The sequence below is a fragment of the Amycolatopsis sp. NPDC057786 genome, assembly GCF_042797905.1.
Taxonomy (GTDB): Bacteria; Actinomycetota; Actinomycetes; order Mycobacteriales; family Pseudonocardiaceae; genus Amycolatopsis.
In genome coordinates this window covers 234,075-252,917 of record NZ_JBHVKW010000003.1, presented here as the reverse complement: position 1 = coordinate 252,917, position 18,843 = coordinate 234,075, and the positions used below count along the sequence as shown (strand labels likewise).

17 protein-coding genes are annotated in these 18,843 nt (G+C 68.4%); 6 read left to right on the top strand and 11 right to left on the bottom strand.

What is annotated here, in order from left to right:
* The first annotated feature begins 185 nt into the window (after positions 1-185).
* The 5 genes from rsmG to ACFVM3_RS04095 all read left to right on the top strand — a co-directional run bounded on the left by rsmG (position 186) and on the right by ACFVM3_RS04095 (position 4,007).
* Positions 186-863 carry a 16S rRNA (guanine(527)-N(7))-methyltransferase RsmG gene (gene rsmG, locus ACFVM3_RS04115; protein WP_378435354.1) on the top strand — a complete coding sequence of 226 codons (678 nt, stop codon included), beginning with the start codon at positions 186-188 and terminating at the stop codon, positions 861-863.
* A gap of 64 nt (positions 864-927) precedes the next feature.
* Positions 928-1,857, top strand: coding sequence for a ParA family protein (locus tag ACFVM3_RS04110; RefSeq protein ID WP_126734755.1), 930 nt, complete (start codon positions 928-930; stop codon positions 1,855-1,857).
* Complete coding sequence (locus tag ACFVM3_RS04105; RefSeq protein WP_378435352.1) at positions 1,854-2,870, top strand: ParB/RepB/Spo0J family partition protein; 1,017 nt, start codon at positions 1,854-1,856, stop codon at positions 2,868-2,870. The genes ACFVM3_RS04110 and ACFVM3_RS04105 overlap by 4 nt, the downstream gene beginning before the upstream one ends.
* A gap of 85 nt (positions 2,871-2,955) precedes the next feature.
* Complete coding sequence (locus ACFVM3_RS04100; protein WP_378435350.1) at positions 2,956-3,627, top strand: HAD family hydrolase; 672 nt, start codon at positions 2,956-2,958, stop codon at positions 3,625-3,627.
* A 74-nt stretch (positions 3,628-3,701) separates the two neighbouring features.
* Entirely contained in the window at positions 3,702-4,007 is a 306-nt protein-coding gene (locus tag ACFVM3_RS04095) for a hypothetical protein (protein ID WP_378435348.1), read from the top strand.
* Positions 4,008-4,013: 6 nt separating this feature from the next.
* Here the strand turns inward: ACFVM3_RS04095 and ACFVM3_RS04090 are convergent, their stop codons facing one another.
* The gene (locus tag ACFVM3_RS04090; RefSeq protein WP_378435346.1) at positions 4,014-4,964 is read right to left on the bottom strand and encodes a D-alanine--D-alanine ligase; all 951 of its coding nucleotides are present in this window, start codon (positions 4,962-4,964) and stop codon (positions 4,014-4,016) included.
* A 35-nt stretch (positions 4,965-4,999) separates the two neighbouring features.
* The gene (locus tag ACFVM3_RS04085; RefSeq protein WP_378435344.1) at positions 5,000-6,319 is read right to left on the bottom strand and encodes a PLP-dependent aminotransferase family protein; all 1,320 of its coding nucleotides are present in this window, start codon (positions 6,317-6,319) and stop codon (positions 5,000-5,002) included.
* 197 nt (positions 6,320-6,516) lie between these two features.
* Here ACFVM3_RS04085 and ACFVM3_RS04080 point away from each other — a divergent pair, with 197 nt between their 5' ends.
* Positions 6,517-7,161 carry an N-acetyltransferase gene (locus tag ACFVM3_RS04080; protein ID WP_125679353.1) on the top strand — a complete coding sequence of 215 codons (645 nt, stop codon included), beginning with the start codon at positions 6,517-6,519 and terminating at the stop codon, positions 7,159-7,161.
* Between the two features lie 373 nt (positions 7,162-7,534).
* Here ACFVM3_RS04080 and ACFVM3_RS04075 read toward each other — a convergent pair whose 3' ends face one another.
* From ACFVM3_RS04075 to ACFVM3_RS04035, 9 genes are all read right to left on the bottom strand, one after another.
* Positions 7,535-8,683, bottom strand: a complete 1,149-nt coding sequence (locus ACFVM3_RS04075; RefSeq protein WP_378435342.1) for an N-acetylmuramoyl-L-alanine amidase — start codon at positions 8,681-8,683, stop codon at positions 7,535-7,537.
* 250 nt (positions 8,684-8,933) lie between these two features.
* Complete coding sequence (gene trxA / locus ACFVM3_RS04070) at positions 8,934-9,257, bottom strand: thioredoxin (protein WP_034321876.1); 324 nt, start codon at positions 9,255-9,257, stop codon at positions 8,934-8,936.
* A gap of 42 nt (positions 9,258-9,299) precedes the next feature.
* Positions 9,300-10,295, bottom strand: a complete 996-nt coding sequence (trxB, locus tag ACFVM3_RS04065; RefSeq protein ID WP_378435340.1) for a thioredoxin-disulfide reductase — start codon at positions 10,293-10,295, stop codon at positions 9,300-9,302.
* Positions 10,296-10,511: 216 nt separating this feature from the next.
* Positions 10,512-11,300 carry a hypothetical protein gene (locus ACFVM3_RS04060; RefSeq protein WP_378435338.1) on the bottom strand — a complete coding sequence of 263 codons (789 nt, stop codon included), beginning with the start codon at positions 11,298-11,300 and terminating at the stop codon, positions 10,512-10,514.
* Entirely contained in the window at positions 11,297-11,956 is a 660-nt protein-coding gene (gene sigM / locus ACFVM3_RS04055; protein WP_037333997.1) for an RNA polymerase sigma factor SigM, read from the bottom strand. Before sigM ends, ACFVM3_RS04060 begins: the two co-directional genes overlap by 4 nt.
* A gap of 31 nt (positions 11,957-11,987) precedes the next feature.
* Positions 11,988-13,547 (bottom strand): protein kinase family protein, encoded by a 1,560-nt coding sequence (locus ACFVM3_RS04050; protein WP_378435374.1) that lies wholly within the window; start codon positions 13,545-13,547, stop codon positions 11,988-11,990.
* Between the two features lie 120 nt (positions 13,548-13,667).
* Positions 13,668-15,770 (bottom strand): murein biosynthesis integral membrane protein MurJ, encoded by a 2,103-nt coding sequence (gene murJ / locus ACFVM3_RS04045; RefSeq protein ID WP_378435372.1) that lies wholly within the window; start codon positions 15,768-15,770, stop codon positions 13,668-13,670.
* Positions 15,771-16,039: 269 nt separating this feature from the next.
* Entirely contained in the window at positions 16,040-18,187 is a 2,148-nt protein-coding gene (locus ACFVM3_RS04040; RefSeq protein ID WP_378435336.1) for a DUF6049 family protein, read from the bottom strand.
* Entirely contained in the window at positions 18,184-18,708 is a 525-nt protein-coding gene (locus ACFVM3_RS04035) for an NUDIX hydrolase (protein ID WP_126734742.1), read from the bottom strand. The genes ACFVM3_RS04040 and ACFVM3_RS04035 overlap by 4 nt, the downstream gene beginning before the upstream one ends.
* Positions 18,709-18,843 lie beyond the last annotated feature (135 nt).

Here is an 18,843-nt window from a genome sequence, read left to right as displayed (position 1 = left end):
CGGTCATCCGGCGGGCCGCTTCTTTGTGTCCGGGGTGAATTACACGCGTGGCGTTTCACGTGAAACGGGCGAGGGCGAGTGGAGTTGTCCACAACTTCGGTCTGTCTCCCCGCTTTGCGGTCGGCGTCATGGACAATCAGTGGAGCGCGTTTCACGTGAAACGGCGTCGAGGTTGAGGAGCGAGAGTGGGCTTGGACGGGGTCGCCGCATCGGTACGGAGTGCGGCGTCGGAAGTATTCGGAGACCGCGTCGAGCAAGCCGTCGGCTACGTCGAACTCCTGGAGCGGCACGGCGTCGAGCGTGGGCTCATCGGGCCCCGGGAGGTCGACCGGCTGTGGGAGCGCCACGTCCTCAACTCCGCCGTGATCGGCGAGCGGATCCCGGACGGCGCTCGCGTGGTCGACGTCGGCTCGGGTGCGGGGCTTCCGGGTGTGCCGCTCGCGATCAGCCGACCGGACCTCGATATCGTTCTGCTGGAACCGATGGCCCGACGGGTCGACTGGCTGGCCGAGGTTGCCGAGAAGCTGGAACTCCCCATCACCGTTGTCCGCGGGCGCGCGGAGGAGCGGCAGGTACGTGAGGAGCTCGGTGGCGCGGATGTCGTCACCGCCCGGGCGGTCGCTCCGCTGGCCCGGCTCGCGAACTGGTGCCTCCCGCTCGTGCGTCCCCAAGGTGCTCTGGTCGCCCTCAAAGGAGCGAGCGCTGGAGAGGAAATCGAACGCGATCGTGCCGCCGTCCGGAAGGCCGGCGGCGGTGAACCCGAAGTCTTCGAGTGCGGTACGAAGGTGCTCGAAGTCCCGAGCACCGTCGTCGTGATCCATCGCCTGCCCCCGAAACCGTCTCGATCGCGCAGGCGTAGCTAGACCGGTTCCACGTGAAACAACGCAGAACGACTCCCACGTCTAATACAGAGGAGGCTCGAGACCGGTGACTCCCCCGCCGTCCGACCCTGCGAGCGCCGGCCAGGAACTCGGCTGGACGCCCATCGCCGAAGAAGCCGTCCGCGCCGCCAGCGTGCTGCACCCCAAGGAGGGTGCGCTCCCCCGGCCGAACCGCCGGCGGGTGCTGACGGTCGCCAACCAGAAGGGCGGCGTCGGCAAGACGACGAGCACGGTGAACCTCGCCGCCGCCCTGGCCGTCCACGGGCTCAAGACGCTCGTGATCGACCTCGACCCCCAGGGCAACGCGAGCACCGCGCTCGACATCGACCACCGATCCGGCACACCGTCGATCTACGAGGTGCTGATCGGCGAGGTGTCGCTCGCCGAGGCGGCGGCCCAGAGCGAGCAGTCGTCCAATCTCTACTGCGTGCCCGCGACCATCGACCTCGCCGGTGCCGAGATCGAACTCGTCTCCATGGCGTCCCGCGAGATGCGGCTCAAGGAGGCGCTGTCGTCCGAGATCCTCGACGAGATCGGCGTCGACTACGTCTTCATCGACTGCCCGCCGTCGCTCGGCCTGCTGACCGTCAATGCGATGGTGGCCGCGCAGGAGGTGCTGATCCCGATCCAGTGCGAGTACTACGCGCTCGAAGGTCTGGGGCAGCTGCTGAGCAACATCGAGCTCGTCCAGGCGCACCTGAACCGTGAACTCAGCGTCTCCACGATCCTGCTCACCATGTACGACGGCCGGACGAAGCTGGCCGATCAGGTGACGAACGAGGTCCGGAACCACTTCGGGGACACTGTTCTCAAGACGGTGATCCCGCGCAGCGTGAAGGTCTCCGAGGCCCCCGGATACGGGCAGACGGTCCTCGCGTACGACCCGGGTTCCCGGGGCGCGATGAGCTACGTGGACGCGGCCAAGGAGATCGCGCAGCGTGGGGTGGAGATGAAGGAAAGGAGCGGTACGGCATGAGCGAGCGCAGAGGGGGGCTCGGGCGCGGGCTCGCCGCCCTGATCCCCACCGGCCCTCCGCCGGGTGCGGCGGCACCGGCTGAGAACGGCTCCCCTGTCCCGTCCCCGCCCGCCAGCAAGCCCGCGGGGCCGGACGACAAGGGCTGGTTCGCGGCCAACGGCGCGGCCGGTTCGCACGGCGGAACGGTCGCCGGCGCGGTCTACCGCGAGGTGCCGGTCAGCCAGATCAAGCCGAACCCGAAGCAGCCGCGGCAGGTCTTCGACGAGGACGCGCTCAACGAGCTGGAGCACTCGATCCGCGAGTTCGGGCTCATGCAGCCCATCGTGGTCCGGGAACTCGGCGCCGACGAGTACGAACTCGTCATGGGCGAGCGGCGCCTGCGTGCCTCCCAGCTCGCGGAGCTGGAGGCGATCCCGGCGATCGTCCGCCAGACCGCCGACGAGGCGATGCTGCGCGACGCGCTGCTCGAGAACATCCACCGCGTTCAGCTCAATCCGCTCGAAGAGGCGGCCGCGTATCAGCAGCTGCTCGACGAGTTCGCGGTCACGCACGAGGAGCTGGCGAGCCGGATCGGGCGCAGCCGCCCGGTCATCACCAACACGATCCGCTTGCTCAAACTCCCCCTCGCGGTCCAGCGACGGGTCGCGGCCGGGGTGCTTTCGGCCGGCCACGCGCGGGCGCTGCTCTCTCTTGAGGACGCCGACAGTCAGGAAGAGCTGGCCGCCCGGATCGTCGCGGAAGGCATGTCGGTCCGCGCCACCGAAGAAGCGGTCACGCTCAAGAAGAGCGAAAAGCCGGCCAAGCCGAAGCCCGCTCCCCGCAAGCCGATCCAGGCGCCGGGTCTCCAGGAACTGGCGAACCGGCTTTCGGATCGGTTCGACACTCGCGTGAAGGTCGACTTGGGGCGCCGCAAGGGGCGGATCACGCTCGAATTCGGGTCCGTTGACGATCTTGAACGCATCGTGGCGCTGATGGACCAAAATCAGGCAAATCAGACACACGAAACCGATTAGGGATCACCCCAGGTCGTTTTGTCACGGTGACGATAGCTGAGTGTCGACAGAGAAGTGACGCTGAGTACTTGAACTGGGGGCAAGTATGAAGGGGCTCTTCGGCGGTCGAAATCCGCGCGCGGTGGTCTTCGACTGCGACGGATTGCTCATGGACACCGAGCCGTGTTGGTCGGTAGCCGAGGCCGAGCTGTTCGCCCGGCGAGGTCTGCCCTTCGGTCCGGACGAGAAGGCGTTGGTGATCGGCAAGGCGCTCCCGGCCGCCGCCGACGCGATGGCGGAGGCGTTCGGTGAACCCGAGGGCGGCGCCGAGATCGCGGACGAGTTGCTGAGGTTGGTGACTGAAGTCGTCACCGTGAAAGCGGAGGCGATGCCCGGCGCGCGGGAGTTGGTCGAATTGACCGCCGCTGCCGTCCCAGTCGCCGTCGCGAGCAACTCGCCCCGGGCGCTCCTCGAAGCCGCGCTCGTTCGTGGCGGGCTTTCGGAGATGTTTCCCGTGAAACTGGCCGCCGACGAGGTGGCCGCACCGAAGCCGGACCCGGAGATGTATCTGACCGCCTGCGCGCTGCTTGCCGTCGATCCCAGCGAAGCACTGGCGCTCGAGGATTCGATGACCGGTCTCCGGTCGGCGCGAGCGGCCGGGGTGACCGTCATCGGGGTTCCCACGTTGAAGCGGCAGGACTTCCCCGCCGATGTCGTGATCGGCTCCCTGCGCGATGCCGAGCTGCTTGCCTGGATCCGCGGCTGGCCTCGGCGGTGACCGCTCTCCCCTTTGTCCGCTTCCAGAGCCCGGCCCGCGACGAGCGTGGAAACTTCACCGGCATCTTCGGTCTCGTGAACGGGCTGGCCCGAGCCGGATGCCTGACCGTCGAGCAGGAAGCCTTCCGCCGGGCGAACAATGACTGGTACGACGCGAACTTCATCAACCCGGCGCATACCGATCCGAGCGTCTACGATCCTCACGTCAACCCTGGGGCCGCGGCGTGGTTCAAGGCGACCGCCCGTGTCTTCATCGAGCGGGTCGACGGCTACCTGGCGATTCTGGAGGCGCACGGAATCCCGTGCGAGACCGTCCGGTCGGCGAATCCGGGACGGATCGTCTACGAAGACGAGTACCAGGTAGTCGTCGTCCAGAACTGAAGCGCCTCAGCTCTTGCGGGAAATCGCCCGTCCCACGAGGTCGGCGAAGACCGAGCCGAGCGTGGCCCCCGACGCCTCGATCGCCACCGGGACGATCGACGTCTCGGTCAGCCCCGGCGACAGGTTCACCGCGAGGAAGTAGACCGTGCCGTCTTCGGCGACCACGGCGTCGGTGCGGGAGATGTCGCGAAGCCCGAGTTGCCGGTGCACGGCGACGGCCAGCTCGCTGACCGCCTTGGCGGCGTCGTCGGGGATCCGCGCGGGGGTGAAGAAGTCGGTCAGCCCGGCGGTGTAGCGGGCGGTGTAGTCGTACACGCCGCTCTCCGGCACGATCTCGACCGCGGGCAGGGCCTCGGGGCCCTCCTCGCCTTCGATGACCGTCACGGCCACCTCAACGCCGGATACGAACTTCTCGGCGAGAACGGTGTCCCCGTAAGCGAAGCAGCCGACCATCGCGCCGGGCATTTCGGCGGCGTCCTTGACGACCTGGGCGCCCAGCGCTGATCCGCCTTGGTCCGGCTTGAGGATCATGGGCAGGCCCAGCGTTTCGACCATCGAGTCGAGCACGGCCTGCGCGCCGAGTTCGCGGAAGGTGCTGTGCGGCAGCACGACCCAGTCCGGCGTGGTGAAACCCGCGTCAGCGACGAGTGCCTTGGCGGTCGGCTTGTCCCACGCGCGGCGGCAGCCCTGCGAACTGGTGCCGACGTAAGGCACGTCGAGCATCTCCAGCACCGTCTGCACCGCGCCGTTCTCCCCCTCACCACCGTGAAGGGCGACGATGGCCGCGTCAGGCCGCTGGGTGCGCAGACGTTCGAGCAGGCCCGCGTCGGTGTCCCACTCCTCGACGATGAGCCCTTCGGCCCGCAACGCGACCGAGAGCCGGCGTCCGGAGCGGAGAGAGACATCGCGTTCGTGGGAAAGTCCGCCTGCGAGTACGGCAACGGTGCGGTCGACCACCGAGACTCCTTTTGTGCTTGGGGACGTCCGGTCGATCAGACCGTGTCCGGAGAGGGGTTCTGCGGACCCGAGATCGAGCGAGGGCTCGCGTTACCGAAGGTACGCGCGAGGTCCATTTCGGACTCGAGCACCGCGGCGAGCCGCCGGACGCCTTCGCGGATCCGCTCGGGTGTCGGGTAGCAATAGGAAAGTCGAAGCTGTCTGCTGCCGAAACCGTCGGCGTAGAAACCGGTTCCGGAGGCGTACGCGACACGGGCCGTGACGGCCCGCGGCAGCATCGCCTTCGTGTCCACGCCTTCGGGGACGGTCATCCAGACGTAGAAACCGCCGTCGGGTTTGGTCCAGCTGCAACCGGCGGGCATATGCTGATCGAGCGCGGACAGGATCGCGTCCCGGCGCTCCCGGTAGTTCTCGCGGAAGGTCTTGATCTGACCCATCCAGTCGTGCGTCGAGAGGTATCGCGACACGATCAACTGGTTAAGCGTCGGCGGACAAAGCGTCGCGGACTCGGCCGCGAGCACCAGTTTCTCCCGGACGGCATGTGGCGCGAGCACCCAGCCGACCCGCAGGCCGGAGGCGAAAGTCTTCGAAAAAGAGCCCAGGTAAACGACGTTGTCGGGGTCGATCGAGCGGAGCGCGGGGTACGTCTGCCCGCTGAAGCCGAGTAGCCCGTACGGGTTGTCCTCGATGATGAGGATGTCGTTCTCCCGGCAGATCTCCACGATCTCCGCGCGACGTTCGACGGCCAGCGTGACGCCGCCGGGGTTGTGGAAGTTGGGGATCGTGTAGAGGAACTTGACCCGGCGGCCCGCTTTCCGTGTCTCCGCGAGCGCGGCACGGAGCCCCTCGGGGACCAGGCCGTGGTCGTCCATCGCGACGTGGACGACGTCCGCCTGGTACGCGGCGAACGAGCCGAGCGCGCCGACGTACGACGGACCCTCGGCGATGATGACGTCACCCGGATCGCAGAACAGCCGGGTGACCATGTCGAGCCCCATCTGGGAGCCGACCGTCACGACGACGTCGTCGGGGTGGGCCTTGATGCCCTCGAGAGCCATGATTTCGCAGATCTGCTCACGCAGCGACGGGATGCCGTGCGCTGAGCCGTACTGGAGCGCGACCAGGCCGTCCTGGGCGATGAGTTCACCGACCTGCGCGGACAGCGTGTCCAGCGGGAGGGCGGCGAGGTTCGGCATCCCGCCGGCGAGCGATACCACTTCGGGGCGACTGGCCACCGCGAACAAGGCCCTGATCTCGGAAGCAGTCATCCCGGCCGTACGCGCGGCGTAGCGGTCGAGATGAGGGTCGAGGTTGTGTCGGCCGGGCTCCGGCCGGACAGGGCGATTCTCGGTCATCAGGCGCTTCACCCGTGCTTCGAAGTGGACATAGTCGCTACCGACTGGTAGTTCCATCGAGTGTAACCACCCTCCCTTGAGGGGCCCTGGCCTTTCGGTGTTCATCACATCGGCCTATCCTCGGTCTGGACCCCTTCAGTGAGCCCTGCTCGGGACAAGGCTGCGTCGGGTGTTTCCTCATTCAGGGAGGTTTGTCTGTGTCGCGTCGCGTCGTGGGCGTAACCCTGGACAACCTCGAACATCTGCCCAAGAGCTGCCGCCGCTGCGTGTACTGGGAGCTGGCGCCGCATATGAAGGCGCAGGCCGAGGAGTACGGCGCGACAGAGGTCGAAAAGGAAGCCTGGGTCTCCAGCGTGCTGCTGGAATGGGGTTCCTGCGGCCGGATCGTCTACAGCGACACCCTGCCCGTCGGTTTCGTGCTCTACGCGCCGCCGAACGCCGTGCCGCGCTCGCTGGCCTTCCCGACTTCGCCCCCTGGTCCCGACGCGGTTCTGCTGACCGCGTTCCAGGTGCTTCCCGAATTCCAGGGCGGTGGACTGGGACGGATGCTGGTGCAGGCCGTCGCGAAGGATCTCACCAAACGCGGTGTCCGCGCGATCGAGGCCTTCGGGGACGCCAAGCCCGACGAGACCGATCCGGACGGCGGGCACAGTTGCGTGCTGCCCGCCGCGTTCCTGCAGAGCGTCGGGTTCAAGACCGTGCGGCCGCATCCGCGCTGGCCGCGGCTGCGGCTGGAACTGCGGTCGGCGATCTCGTGGAAGGAAGACGTGGAGGCGGCCCTCGAACGGCTGCTCGGCCAGGTCTCCATCACGACGGCCGAGCCGAGTATGGGCCGCGCCTGACCTCTTCCGTCTTTCTGGACGGTCACCTTCCGATTGCCATGAACGGTCCTTTCCTTGCGAAATTTGCCAGGAAAGGACCGTTCCTAGCGCGCCGGTGAGCCGCTCTAGCAGAGTTTTCGAGTGCGCGCAGCAGCCATCCCCCTGCTTGGGGACAGCTGTGGGTAACCCGCCGAGTTATCCACAGATCGCTGCTAGGAGCGGTGGAAAATCTGTGGATGGGTAGGCTGGACCTGGGGACGCCCCCCGGGAAGGGCGGGGGCTGCGCGCGGGGTGGAGCTAGGTGTGGCGTGCCCGGGCGAGGGGGCACACAACCGGTTGTGCCGAGGGCGTCGGCAGAGGGATGTGCGCCCGCGTGCGGGGTGTGGAGGACTGGCTACTCCGCTTTGGCGAGTTCGTGGGCCAGGACGTCCGCGAAGGTGAACGTGCCGGTCGGCTGGTCCCCTTCACCGAGGAGATACAGGCGCTTCACGGCGACCAGGATGCCTTCGGCGACGATGTCGCGGAAAGCGGGATCCGCCAGTTTGCGGCTGTCTTCCGGGTTGGTCAGATAGCCGATCTCGATCCGCACCGCCGGGCAGCGGGTGCGGGTGAAGATCTCCCAGGTCTTGTAGTGCGTGCGGCAGTCGAGCATGCCGGTGCGGGCGGCCAGCTCACGCTGGATGAAACCCGCCAGCAGCTCACCGACGGTCGACGTGGTGCCGTTGCCGGTGCCGAAGTGGAAGCTCGCGACCCCCTGCGCCTTGGGCGAGGAGTTCTGGTCGTTGTGCAGCGAAAGGAACAGGTCGGCGCCCGCCTCGTTCGCGAACTTCGCCCGCTCACCCTCGGTCGGGCTCTGGTTCGGGCCGCGCGAGATCAGCGCTTCCATGCCCGTCGCCTGCATCCGGCCTTCGAGCCGCCGCGCGAGATCCCAGGCGATGTCCGCTTCACGCAAACCGCTGGCGACGACACCGAGGTCATCGCCACCGTGGCCGGGGTCGATCACGATGCGCTTGCCGCGCAGCCGGGGGCCCGCCTGCCGCACCTGCTCCTGCTCGCGCAGGAAAACGGGGCGGCCGCCGCGGGCACGCGGCGAAGAGAGCCGGTGCAGCTCACGGATGGTGGCCGGGCCGCACATACCGTCGGCGACCAGGCGCATGTCGCGCTGGAAGGTCTTGAGCGCACGCTCGGTCTGGGGACCGAAGTGCCCGTCCGGGCGGCCGGCGTCGAATCCGAGCTCGGTCAGTCGCTCCTGGAGCGCGAAAACGTCGTCACCCTGCATGGGGGCGGAGAACATGTAGGTCAGCGGCCGGCTGCCGAGATGGAAGCCGGCGCCGCGAAGCGCCTGGTAGGTGGCCGGACCCACCAGACCGTCGGTGATGAGCCCACGGCGCTGCTGGAACGCCCGCACGGCATGTTCCATCGCCGTGTCGAAGACCTCGTACTCCCCGGATTCGGTCACCGGCGGGAGCAGCTCCATCGCCGCCAGCGTGGACCTGATCTCGGCGACGTCCGGTCCGGCGTCACCGCGGCGGAGTACCCGCATGCACTCCTCGCTCTTCCCTTTGGGCACCGATCGAACTCGATGCACGACTGTGAAAATCCTGCGGGGCGAACCCCGGTGCTCTATTGTGCCCTGTGAACTCTCGGTGAGCGCGGAGGCCCGGTCGGTGCGTCAAGTGCCCGTTCGTGGAACTCGTCCAGGCGTTGCCGTAACGGAGAGATCTGCCCATTCCCCGAGACGACGAAACCCGGAGCCTGGGCAGGCCCCGGGTTTCGGCAGGTGAAACGCGAGATCAGAGGACGTCGGCGAGGTCCGACAGCAGCGCGGCCTTCGGCTTGGCGCCGACGATCTGCTTCACCGGCTTGCCGCCCTGGAACAGGATCAGCGTCGGGATCGACATCACCTGGTAGTCACGCGCAGTGTTCGGGTTGGCGTCGATGTCGAGCTTCGCGACCGTCAGCTTCTCGCCGTTCTCCGCCGCGATCTCCTCGAGCACCGGGGCGACCATCTTGCACGGTCCGCACCAGGTCGCCCAGAAGTCGACCAGGACGGGCTTCTCGCTCGTCAGCACGTCGTCGACGAAGCTCTTGTCGGTCACCGTCACGGTGTTGGCCATGGTGTCTCCTTCTGGGTGGTGAAACTCCGGTGTTGGGAAAGGTCAGTTGGTGGTGGCGCCGTAGCCGCCACCGACCAGCTCAGGGGTCTCCTGGGCGGTCTCGACACCGGCGTGCTCCGCCAGCCATCGTTCCGCGTCGATCGCCGCGGCGCAGCCCGAGCCCGCAGCGGTGATCGCCTGCCGGTAAGTGCGGTCGACCAGGTCGCCCGCGGCGAAAACGCCGGGAAGGTTCGTGTACGAGGTGCGGCCCTTGGTGAGCACGTAGCCGTCCTCGTCGAGGTCCACCTGCCCACGCACCAGTTCACTGCGCGGGTCGTGACCGATCGCTACGAAGAAGCCGGTCACGTCCAGCTTGGACTCCTCGCCGGTGATCGTGTCCTTGAGCCTCAGTCCCTCGACCTTGCCCTCACCCTCGACCTCGGTGATCTGCTTGTTGAGCGCCCACTTGATCTTCTCGTTCTCGCGGGCCCGCTCCAGCATGATCTTGGAGGCGCGGAACTCCTCGCGGCGGTGGACGATCGTGACGGACTTGGCGAACTTCGTCAGGAAGGTCGCCTCCTCCATCGCCGAGTCGCCGCCGCCGGCGACCACGATGTCGTGGTCGCGGAAGAAGAAACCGTCGCAGGTGGCACAGGCCGAAACACCGCGGCCGAGCAGTTCCTGCTCGCCGGGCACGTTCAGATAGCGGGCCGCGGCGCCCATCGAGAGCACGACCGCGCGGGCCGCGTAGCGCTTGCCGTTCGCGAAGACGTATTTGACGTCACCGGTCAGCTCGACGGACTCGACGTCTTCCTGGCGCAGGTCGGCGCCGAAACGCTTGGCCTGCTCGCGCATCTCTTCCATGAGGTCGGGACCCTGGATGCCCTCGCGGAAGCCGGGAAAGTTCTCGACCTCCGTCGTCGTCATCAGCGCACCGCCGAACTGGGTGCCCTCGAACACCAGCGGTTCGAGCTGCGCCCGTGCCGCGTACACAGCGGCGGTGTAACCCGCAGGACCCGATCCCACAATGATCAGGTTCCTGATCTCCTCGGCAGCCACCCGTGACCTCCGCTCGTAGTGACCTGTTCACCAGGCTCAACACGATCGTAAGGGCCGGTGTTCCCGTGGTGACCGGCGCTACTTTCTCCCGCCTTGCGCCGCGACGGAGATCCGACCTCTAGCGCCGCTAGGAAAGCTAGCGCGATAGCAAAGGTCCCTCGCTCCCCCCTGGAATGGGGCTGGTGGGGAGCGAGGGGCCAGTGAGGTTTCGGCCGGCTACTTCTGTCCGATGATTTTGTCGAAGAGGACCGCCGGGTTGCCCGGGCCACAGTCGGCACCGAAGGCGACGATGCGGAACTGGGCGAGTTTTCCTGTGGTGTAGATCACCATCACGCCGTCCTTGCCCGCGACGTTCACCGGCCGGATGCCCTCCGGCCGCACGTCGGCGTCCATTCCGGCCGCCGCGACGCAGGCGTCGAGACGTTCTTCGGTCTTCAGTGAGCCGAAGTCCCGGACGCCGATCGCCTTGCCGACGAGGGCTTCGGCCCCGCCGCCGTCTCCGCCGACCGAAGGCCCGGAAGGAGCCGACGGCGCGGGCTGCGCGATACCGCCCGAATCGGGCTCCCGGGTGGTCGGGACGACGATCGCCACGGCGGCGATCGCCGCCGCCGCCACGGTCGCTATCCCGGCGCCCCAGCCGATCCGTTTGGTCCGCCGCCGCCGTGCGGCCGCGAGGTCCACCACCGGGGCGACCTGCTCCTGCGGCCGTTCAGATGCACCTTGAAACGCAGGCGTCGCCCGCATTTCGGCGGCCAGCGCGGCGTCGATCCGGGCCGCGTACTCGGCCGGCATCGGCGCGACCGGCTCGTTCGCGAGTCCCGCGAGATCGGCCGTGGTCGCTTCGAGTGCTTCGATGATCGCCAGTGCTTCGGGGTCGGCGTTCACCCGCGGCCACAGCTCGGCCGCTTCTCGCTCGTCCAGCACACCTGCGTGCAGGTCGGCGAGCACATCGACAGACCACGGCGGACCGACGGTCCCACCGATCCCCCTGCTCTCGTCTGTCATCGTCCCTCCCCGTCACCCGGCGTGCCCTGAGGACGCCTGGCACCCCGTTGCGGGGTAGCGCGCTCTCGTTTGCTTTCGTGAGTTGGGACGTTCGCAATCGCATCGGGGTTCCGTAGATGTCCGAGAACCTTCGCGAGCTTTCCGCGACCTCGGGCACACCGGCTCTTGACCGTGCCCTCGGCGATGCCGAGCATCTTCGCCGTCTCGGCGACGGAGTATCCCTCGACGTCGACCAACACGATCGGGGCACGCTGCTCTTCGGGGAGCTGGTCGAGGGCTTCCTTGACGACCAGGCTCGTCTCGCGTTCCGACATCGAGTCGCGCGGTGACGCGGGCTCGTTGAACTGCCCGGTCTCGGGCAGCGGAACGGTCGGTCTGGCCTTGCCCCGCCGGATGCGGTCTAGGCACGCGTTCACGACGATACGGTGCAACCACGTCGTGACCTGCGATTCGGCTCTGAAGTTGCCCGCTGCGCGGAACGCGGAGATGAAGGCGTCCTGCAGGGCGTCCGCGGCTTCTTCCGGATCCCGCAAGGTGCGCAGGGCTACCGCCCACATGCGGTCTCGATGTCGCTGGACCAGTTCACTGAACGCGTGCGGGTCTCCGGCGGCATGCGCCGCTATGAGATCCGCGTCCGTGGGAGCTGCAGCTGTCACCCGGGAGAGCCTACTGACCCGGTGCCCGCCGTCACCCCGCAGGCAGGAAGGTCAGCTCTTTGAGTTCCGTGACGAACTTTCCTTTGTCATCTTCACCCAGCTGAGTGATCCAGATGATGAAGTACTGACCCTGCTGAGGCTGCTGTAACGCGATGGTCGATTCGCCCGCCGCGAGGTCTCCGGTGCCGACGACCTTCGTCTCGTCGAGCTTCGGGTTCTTCTTGTCGGCGGAGCGGATCTCGACCTTCGAGCCGGGGCTCGCCGCGTCGATCTTGACCTGGGTGAGGTTGATCGGGTCCTTGAAGGTCACGACCAGCCCGACGCCGTCCTTGAGCACCGGGAACTGCTTGTCGTACTGGTCGGTCTTCCACGAGGTCACCGTGTCGCCGTCGGTGGCGTTCCTGGCCTTGCCGGGGCTGTCGCCCTTGCTGCCGGGGTTGTAGACGGCCACGGCCGACGGCTTCACCGCGGCACCCACGGCGGGGGCCGGGTTCTGCTGGGCGGGCGGCGGCTGCTCGCCCGCGGGCGGCGGCGCGACCTGCGAGGAGGACGCGGCGACGTTGATCTTCGGGCCGCTGGACTTCGACTCGCCCTGGAACAGGTTGATCAGCATCATCCCGCCCCAGGCGAGGATGACCACGGTCGCGACGACCAGCACGGTCACGCCGAACGCCAGCTTCTTGCGGCGTGCGACGTCCTTGACCGGTTTCTTCGTGGTCCAGACCGTGCCGTCCGATTCGGCGACGGCCTCTTCCTCGCCGACGGCCTTGATCAGCTGGGTGCGCTCTTCGGCTTCGGCGACCTGGTCCAGCACGCGCAGGATGGCCGCGCTGGTGCGGATACCGCCGTGGCCGCCGTCTTCGATGGTGCGGACGGCGAGCGAGGACAGCTCGACCGGCACCGTCGGGACCAGCGAACGCGGCGGGATGACGCGGCCGGTCGGCGCGTGCGGCGCCGCCGGGATCGCGGCCGGGCCGCCGGGAAGGGCCCAACGTCCGGTCAGCAGCAGATACAGGACGGCGCCGAGCGCCTTGACGTCGTCACGAAGCGTCGCTTCGGGCAAGGGGCCCGGGAAGGCGAGCTTCAGCGCGCCGTCCGGGGTGAGCCGGAGACGCTGCGGGTGGTCGAGGCCGAGGACGAGACCGTTCTGATGGGCGTGATCAACGGCTTCCGCCAGCGCCTGCACCATCCGGGCCGCCGCGGCGGGCGCCACCGGGCGCTGCGCCACCAGGTCGACCAGGTCGCTGCCCTTGGTCCATTCCGCGACGACGACACCGAGCAGACCTTCGCTCGAGGTGACGCCGCTGCCGAGACTGAGCACGTCGAGAACGCGCGCGACCCCGCCGTGGCCGAACTTCGAGGCGTGCGCGGCACGCTCCAGCGTCCGGCGGGCGAGCCGGGCGGCCTCCGCGTCCGCGGGGTCGCCGACCAGCAGCGTCAGCGCCACGTCCCGCTTCAGCTGCCCGTCGCGGGCACGCCAAAGATGCGCGGCGGCCCGCTCGTCCACCCCGAACTGTGCGAGCAGGCGATACCGGCCGTCACCGACGACCCGGCCAGGGGCCAGCGACCCGCCTTGGGCCCGGATGCCCATCTGGCCGGCCTCCCCTGCCTGTTCGCTCCGTCTCGTATCCACCGCACTCTCCCGCGTAGCTCCCGCCTCGAGAGTACCCAGAATACGACCCGTGAACGCGCGCCATCCGTACGTGAATCGTTACCCGCGCTTGATCAACCGGGTGATCCTCGCCGTGGCGGGCTTCAATTCCTCGACCTTCAAGGCCATGAGCACCCCGAACGAGACCACGATCCCGACCACCGTCTGGAGCAGAAGTTTCACCCAGGCATGGAAAGTAGGCCCTAACGAGTCAGGGACGATCTGCCCGGCGAGCCACGCCGCGCCGACCCCGAGCACACTCGCGACGACCGTGAAGAGGATCACCCCGAGAACCCGCTTGCTCCGGAGATTCCCGAGGGTCACCCACAGCCAGACCTGACCGAGGATCGCGCCGACGACGAACGTCAGGCCGTTGACCATCATCACGCCGAGCACGATGTTGTCCGGTGAGAGCAGCACGGGGCACAGGTACAGCAGCGGCACCTTGACCACGGTCATCACGATCATGATCAGCACCGGCGTCCGCGCGTCCTTCATCGCGTAGAACACCCGCATCTGCAGCATGACCAGCGCGTACGGCAGCAGCGCGAACGCGGAGATGGCGAGCGCCTCGCCCATCCGCGACGCGTCCTCGACCGTGCCCTTGCCCAAGGTGAACAGGGCGATACCGACCGAACCGCCCACTACGGTCATCACGGCGGAAATCGGCACGAGCATCACCGTCGAGATGCGGGACGCGTAGGAGAGGTCGCCGATCAGCTTCTTGTGGTCGCCGTCGGCGGCCGCGCGGCTCATCCTCGGCATGATCGCGGTCAGCAGCGACACGCCGATGACGCCGTATGGCAGCTGGAAGAGCAGCCACGCGTTGCTGTACGCGGTCACACCACCCTGCGAACCGCTGGTCAGCACCCGGGTCGTGATCGTGTAGCCGATCTGGCTGACCGCGACGTAGCCGACGGTCCACAGCGCCAGCCCGCCGAACTCCTTCATGCGCTTGTCGATGCCCCAGCGCCATTTGAACTTGAACCCGGACCGCAGCAGCGGCGGGATCAGCAGAATCGACTGCGCCACGATGCCCGAGGTCACGCCAATGCCCAGGGTCAGCACCTTCGGATCGGTGATCGACACCGGATCGGTCGAGATGTTCCCCGGCATGATCCACACCACGAGGATCGTGAAGATGACGACGAGGTTGTTGATCACCGGCGCCCAGGCCGTCGGGCCGAAGATGTTCTTCGCGTTCAGCACCGCCGAGAGCAGCGCGAACACGCCGTAGAAGAAGATCTGCGGCAGCAGCAGGTACGCGAACGCCGTGACCAGCTCGGGATTCGCCTGGCCCTTGTCGTCGACGTAGAGCTTGGTGATCAACGGCGCCGCGAAGACGGCGATCGTCGTCCCGACCACGAGAAGCGTGCCCGCCACCGTGACGAGCCGCTGCGTGTACGCCTCGCCGCCGTCCTTGTCGTCCTGCGACCGCACGAGCAGCGGGACCACGAGGCTGGACAGCACCCCGCCCATCAGCAGCTCGAAGATGATGTTCGGCATCGTGTTGGCGACGTTGAACGAGTCGTTCTCCACCTGGGCGCCGATGGCGGCGACCAGCAGCAGCTTCCACGCGAAGCCGGTGATGCGGCTGATCAGCGAGGCGATCGCCATCCGGCCGCTGGACTTCGCGATCGACGGCGCCTTCGCCGGGGCGGCGACATCCTGTTCGCCGGTGTCCCCCGGCCGCGGTTTGACCAGCGGCGCGTCCTTGATCGCAGGCATGACCTGCGTGGCGAGCTGGTCGTACGGGCGGAGGACGTCGGGGTCGGCGACGGGCCAGCGTGAGCCCATCGGAACGCCGGGGGTGCGCGGGATGAACCGCGTCGCGTCGGGTTCGTCGCGCCGGTCGACCTGCCACGGGCGGACGGGCGGCGGCTGACGGCGCCCGCGATGCGGCGGAGGCGGGGTCTGGTGGAGCGCCTGCGGCGGCGGGGATGCTGCCGGACGCCGTGGCGGCGGGTTTTGTGACGGCTGCGGCAGCGGAGGGCCCTGCGGCGGCGGAACCGGCTGACGACGGGTCGGCGGCGGAGGCGTCCCCTGGGCAGGGGGCACTTTCCGCGGCGGTGCCTGGTTCGGCGGCGGCGGGGTCTGCGGTGGCCTCAGCCGCCGTGTCTCGTCGTCGGGGCGGCCTGCCACCCGCTGGCGGCGTCCGTCCACCGGCGGCGGAGGAGGCGGCACGGCCCGCCGCGGACGCTCACCGCGTTCGGGCGGGGGCTGCTGCGGGGGCGGCTGACGACGCTCCGGACGGCGCGCGGGTCCATCGGTGCGGCGGGGCGGTGGCGGAGTACCTTCGCGCCGGGGACGGCCTGCACGCTCGGGCGGTACACCCGGCTCTCTTTCCAACGCGTGCCCAATCCTCGGTGCTCGGCTACGTGATGCCCGGCGGCATCGTTCGACCCAGGGTAATCGGCGACGCCCGGAAACACTTAAACCTGTGCGTCCTCGGTCACACGTGGGGCGGTTTCGTTCGCCCGATCGGCTCGTGAGTCCTTGATCCTCCGGTAGATCCGGCGGGACGACAGGAGCAGCAGCGCGCCCGCCGCGGTGATGGTGATGATGATGGTGATCGCGCCGTACTCCGTGGACGTCAGCTCGAATCGCGCGGCAGAACCGAGCGGCGTCCCGTCGGGCGTGGTCAGCGAGACCTCGACGCTGAACCGGCCGGCTCGCAGCGCCTCGACCGGGAGCAACCGGTTACGGGCGCTGTTGGCCGGGACCATCTGAGCCTGCAACTGGGTGTCGTCGGTCGGCCGCAGGCCCACGTTGTTCTTCAGGGCGACCTGGACGGCGACACCGACCGGCAGGTTGTTGGTGATGAACACCGGCAGCGGCGCCGCGCCGGAAGCCAGCGCGATCGTCTGCTTCGGCCGCTCGACGGTGACCTGGCTGCGGATCGCCTCCAGATCGCCGCGGGCGTTGCCGGTGACGATCGCGGCGTCCGCGCCGCGCCACGACGTCGACGCGGCCCGGATGAGGGCGAGCCGGACCGGGGCGACCACGTCGGCCGGATTCACTCGTTTGGTGGCGTCCATCGTCATCGCGGACGACAGGCCCAGCGTCTCGTTGTCGAGCTGGGACATCTTCGCGGTGACGTCTCCGCTGGTCGAGGCCGTCAGATCCTGGGGGTCGTAGTTGACCGACGCCGTCCCGGACGGGCCTTCGCCGAGCAGCTCCGGCAACGGCGCCGACTTGAGGAGACCGGTGGTGTAGAAGTCGCCCATCCACTCCAGGAACGTGGTGAGCTCGGTGCCGGTCGCGGCCCACTGCCGCGGCGGTGCGATCAGCAGCCGCGCGCGTTCCGTCCCCTCGTTCTGCCCGCCGAGTCCGGCACGGAAGGCGATGGCGCCGAGCCCGTTCTGGGTGGACCCCGAGCCGTTCAGCGCGGACGAGATCAGCGCGTCGATCGGCTGCGCGCGCAGGTCCGTCCCCTCGATCGAGACCCCGCTCGAAAGCGGCGTACGGGATTGGAGTTTGCCGGAATCGGTCAGCACGGTCTTGACGCCCGCCTTGCCGATCGCTTCGACGGTCTGCGAGTCGAGGGCGCCGCCGGGCCAGAGCACGCCGTCCTGCGGCTGGATGCCGAGCAGGTTCTTGATCGTCCCCGCGCCGCCGAGCGCGGTGGTCATGAGCGCGGTGTCGGTGGCGTCACCGGCACGGACCTTCGTCAGCGCGGTGAGGTCGGCGTCGGCGAACGGAACGGTGACCACGCACCGGCCCGCGACCAGCGCCTTCAGCCTGCCGAGCCAGTTCTTCGCGGTCTCGACGCCCTTGCCGGGAGCGCCGCCCGCGACCTGATAGCCGCGGGTCATCGCGTCGACGGTCGCGACCAGGTCGGGGTCGATGGCCAGGCACAACGACGACGAGACCTTCGTGTCGGCCTCGGCCGTGCGCGCCGCCTCGACCAGCGAGTCCAGCCGTCCGCCGGCGGCCAGTTCGTCCGCCAGCCGCTCGTCCGCGAGGGTCAGCGGGCCGCCGAGCGGGGCGGAGACGACGTGCACGGCGCTGTTCGTGATCGGCCACAGCAGGCTCGTCGACGGCGCCGAGGGCGGACGCGACGTGGAGGCCTTGCCGGGGACACCGAGCACCGGCATCAGCAGGGTGACCGCCGCCAGCCGTTCCGGTCCGCCGAAATCCGGGGTGCCGTTGACGTTGACCAGCAGCGGGTACACGCCGGGCCTGGGGAACTGCAGCTTGGCGGACTGACCGAGCGGGACGGCCAGGTTCAGCGCGGCGCTCTGGCCGGGCTCCAGCTCGTCCGGTTCCAGATCGACGAACTCCGTCGCCGCGTGGTCCTTGAACTTGTCACCGGCCAGGACGTCGCCGATCTGCTGCTCGGTCTGGAGCCGCGTGCCCAGTTGCAGCCGGACGCCCAGTTTGCTGATCCGCCGGTCGCCGATGTTGGTGACGCGGCCGGTGACGGTGAGCGACGCCGAGGTCGAGGTGATCACGCGGGGGTTCAGCTGATCGAGGTCCACACGCAGCCGGGGCTGTTCCTGGGCCTGCGCGCCCGCGACGGGCAACGCGGTGAAGGCCAGGAACAGGATCGACAGGACAGTGGCGGCAAGCCGCTTCACTCAGGTGCTCCCTCGGCGGTGTGCTGTTGCTGCGCGAAGAGTTCTTTGGCCTTCCGGACCAGCTTGCGCTCGTCGGAGTAGGCGAGTTTGGTCTCCAGGTCGGCGAGCGGCACCCAGGCGACCTCGGTCACCTCGACATCCTCGTCCGAAAGTTCGCCGCCGGTAGATTCCAGGATGAAATGGTGCACCGTCTTGTGCACCCGCCGTCGCTCGGCCACGAACCAGTAGTCGATGGTGCCGAGGGGCTGCAGGACCTGCGCGGAGATGCCGGTCTCCTCCTTCACCTCGCGCACCGCTGTCTGCTCCACCGTCTCACCGTCCTCGATGTGGCCCTTCGGCAGCGACCACAGCAGTCTGCCGTGCCGGTCGAGCCGCCCGATCAGCGCGGCGTTCGCCCGTTCGGCGTCGACGACGAGTCCGCCGGCCGAGGTTTCGTCGACCGTGGTCAGCCGCCTTCCCCGCCTGCGCCTCCGCCGGCGGCCCGGCTTCGAAGCGCCGGAGCGCCCGGCTGATCCAGACATGCTGCGATGCTAGAGCAAACGGCGGTACAGGTACGCTGGCTCTCCGTGCCCGTCGTGGGCCGGGCCGTAGTAAGTACATCCAAATCGTGGTGGGATTGTCGTGAACAAGGTGGTCGCCGGGCAGGCGATTGCGGG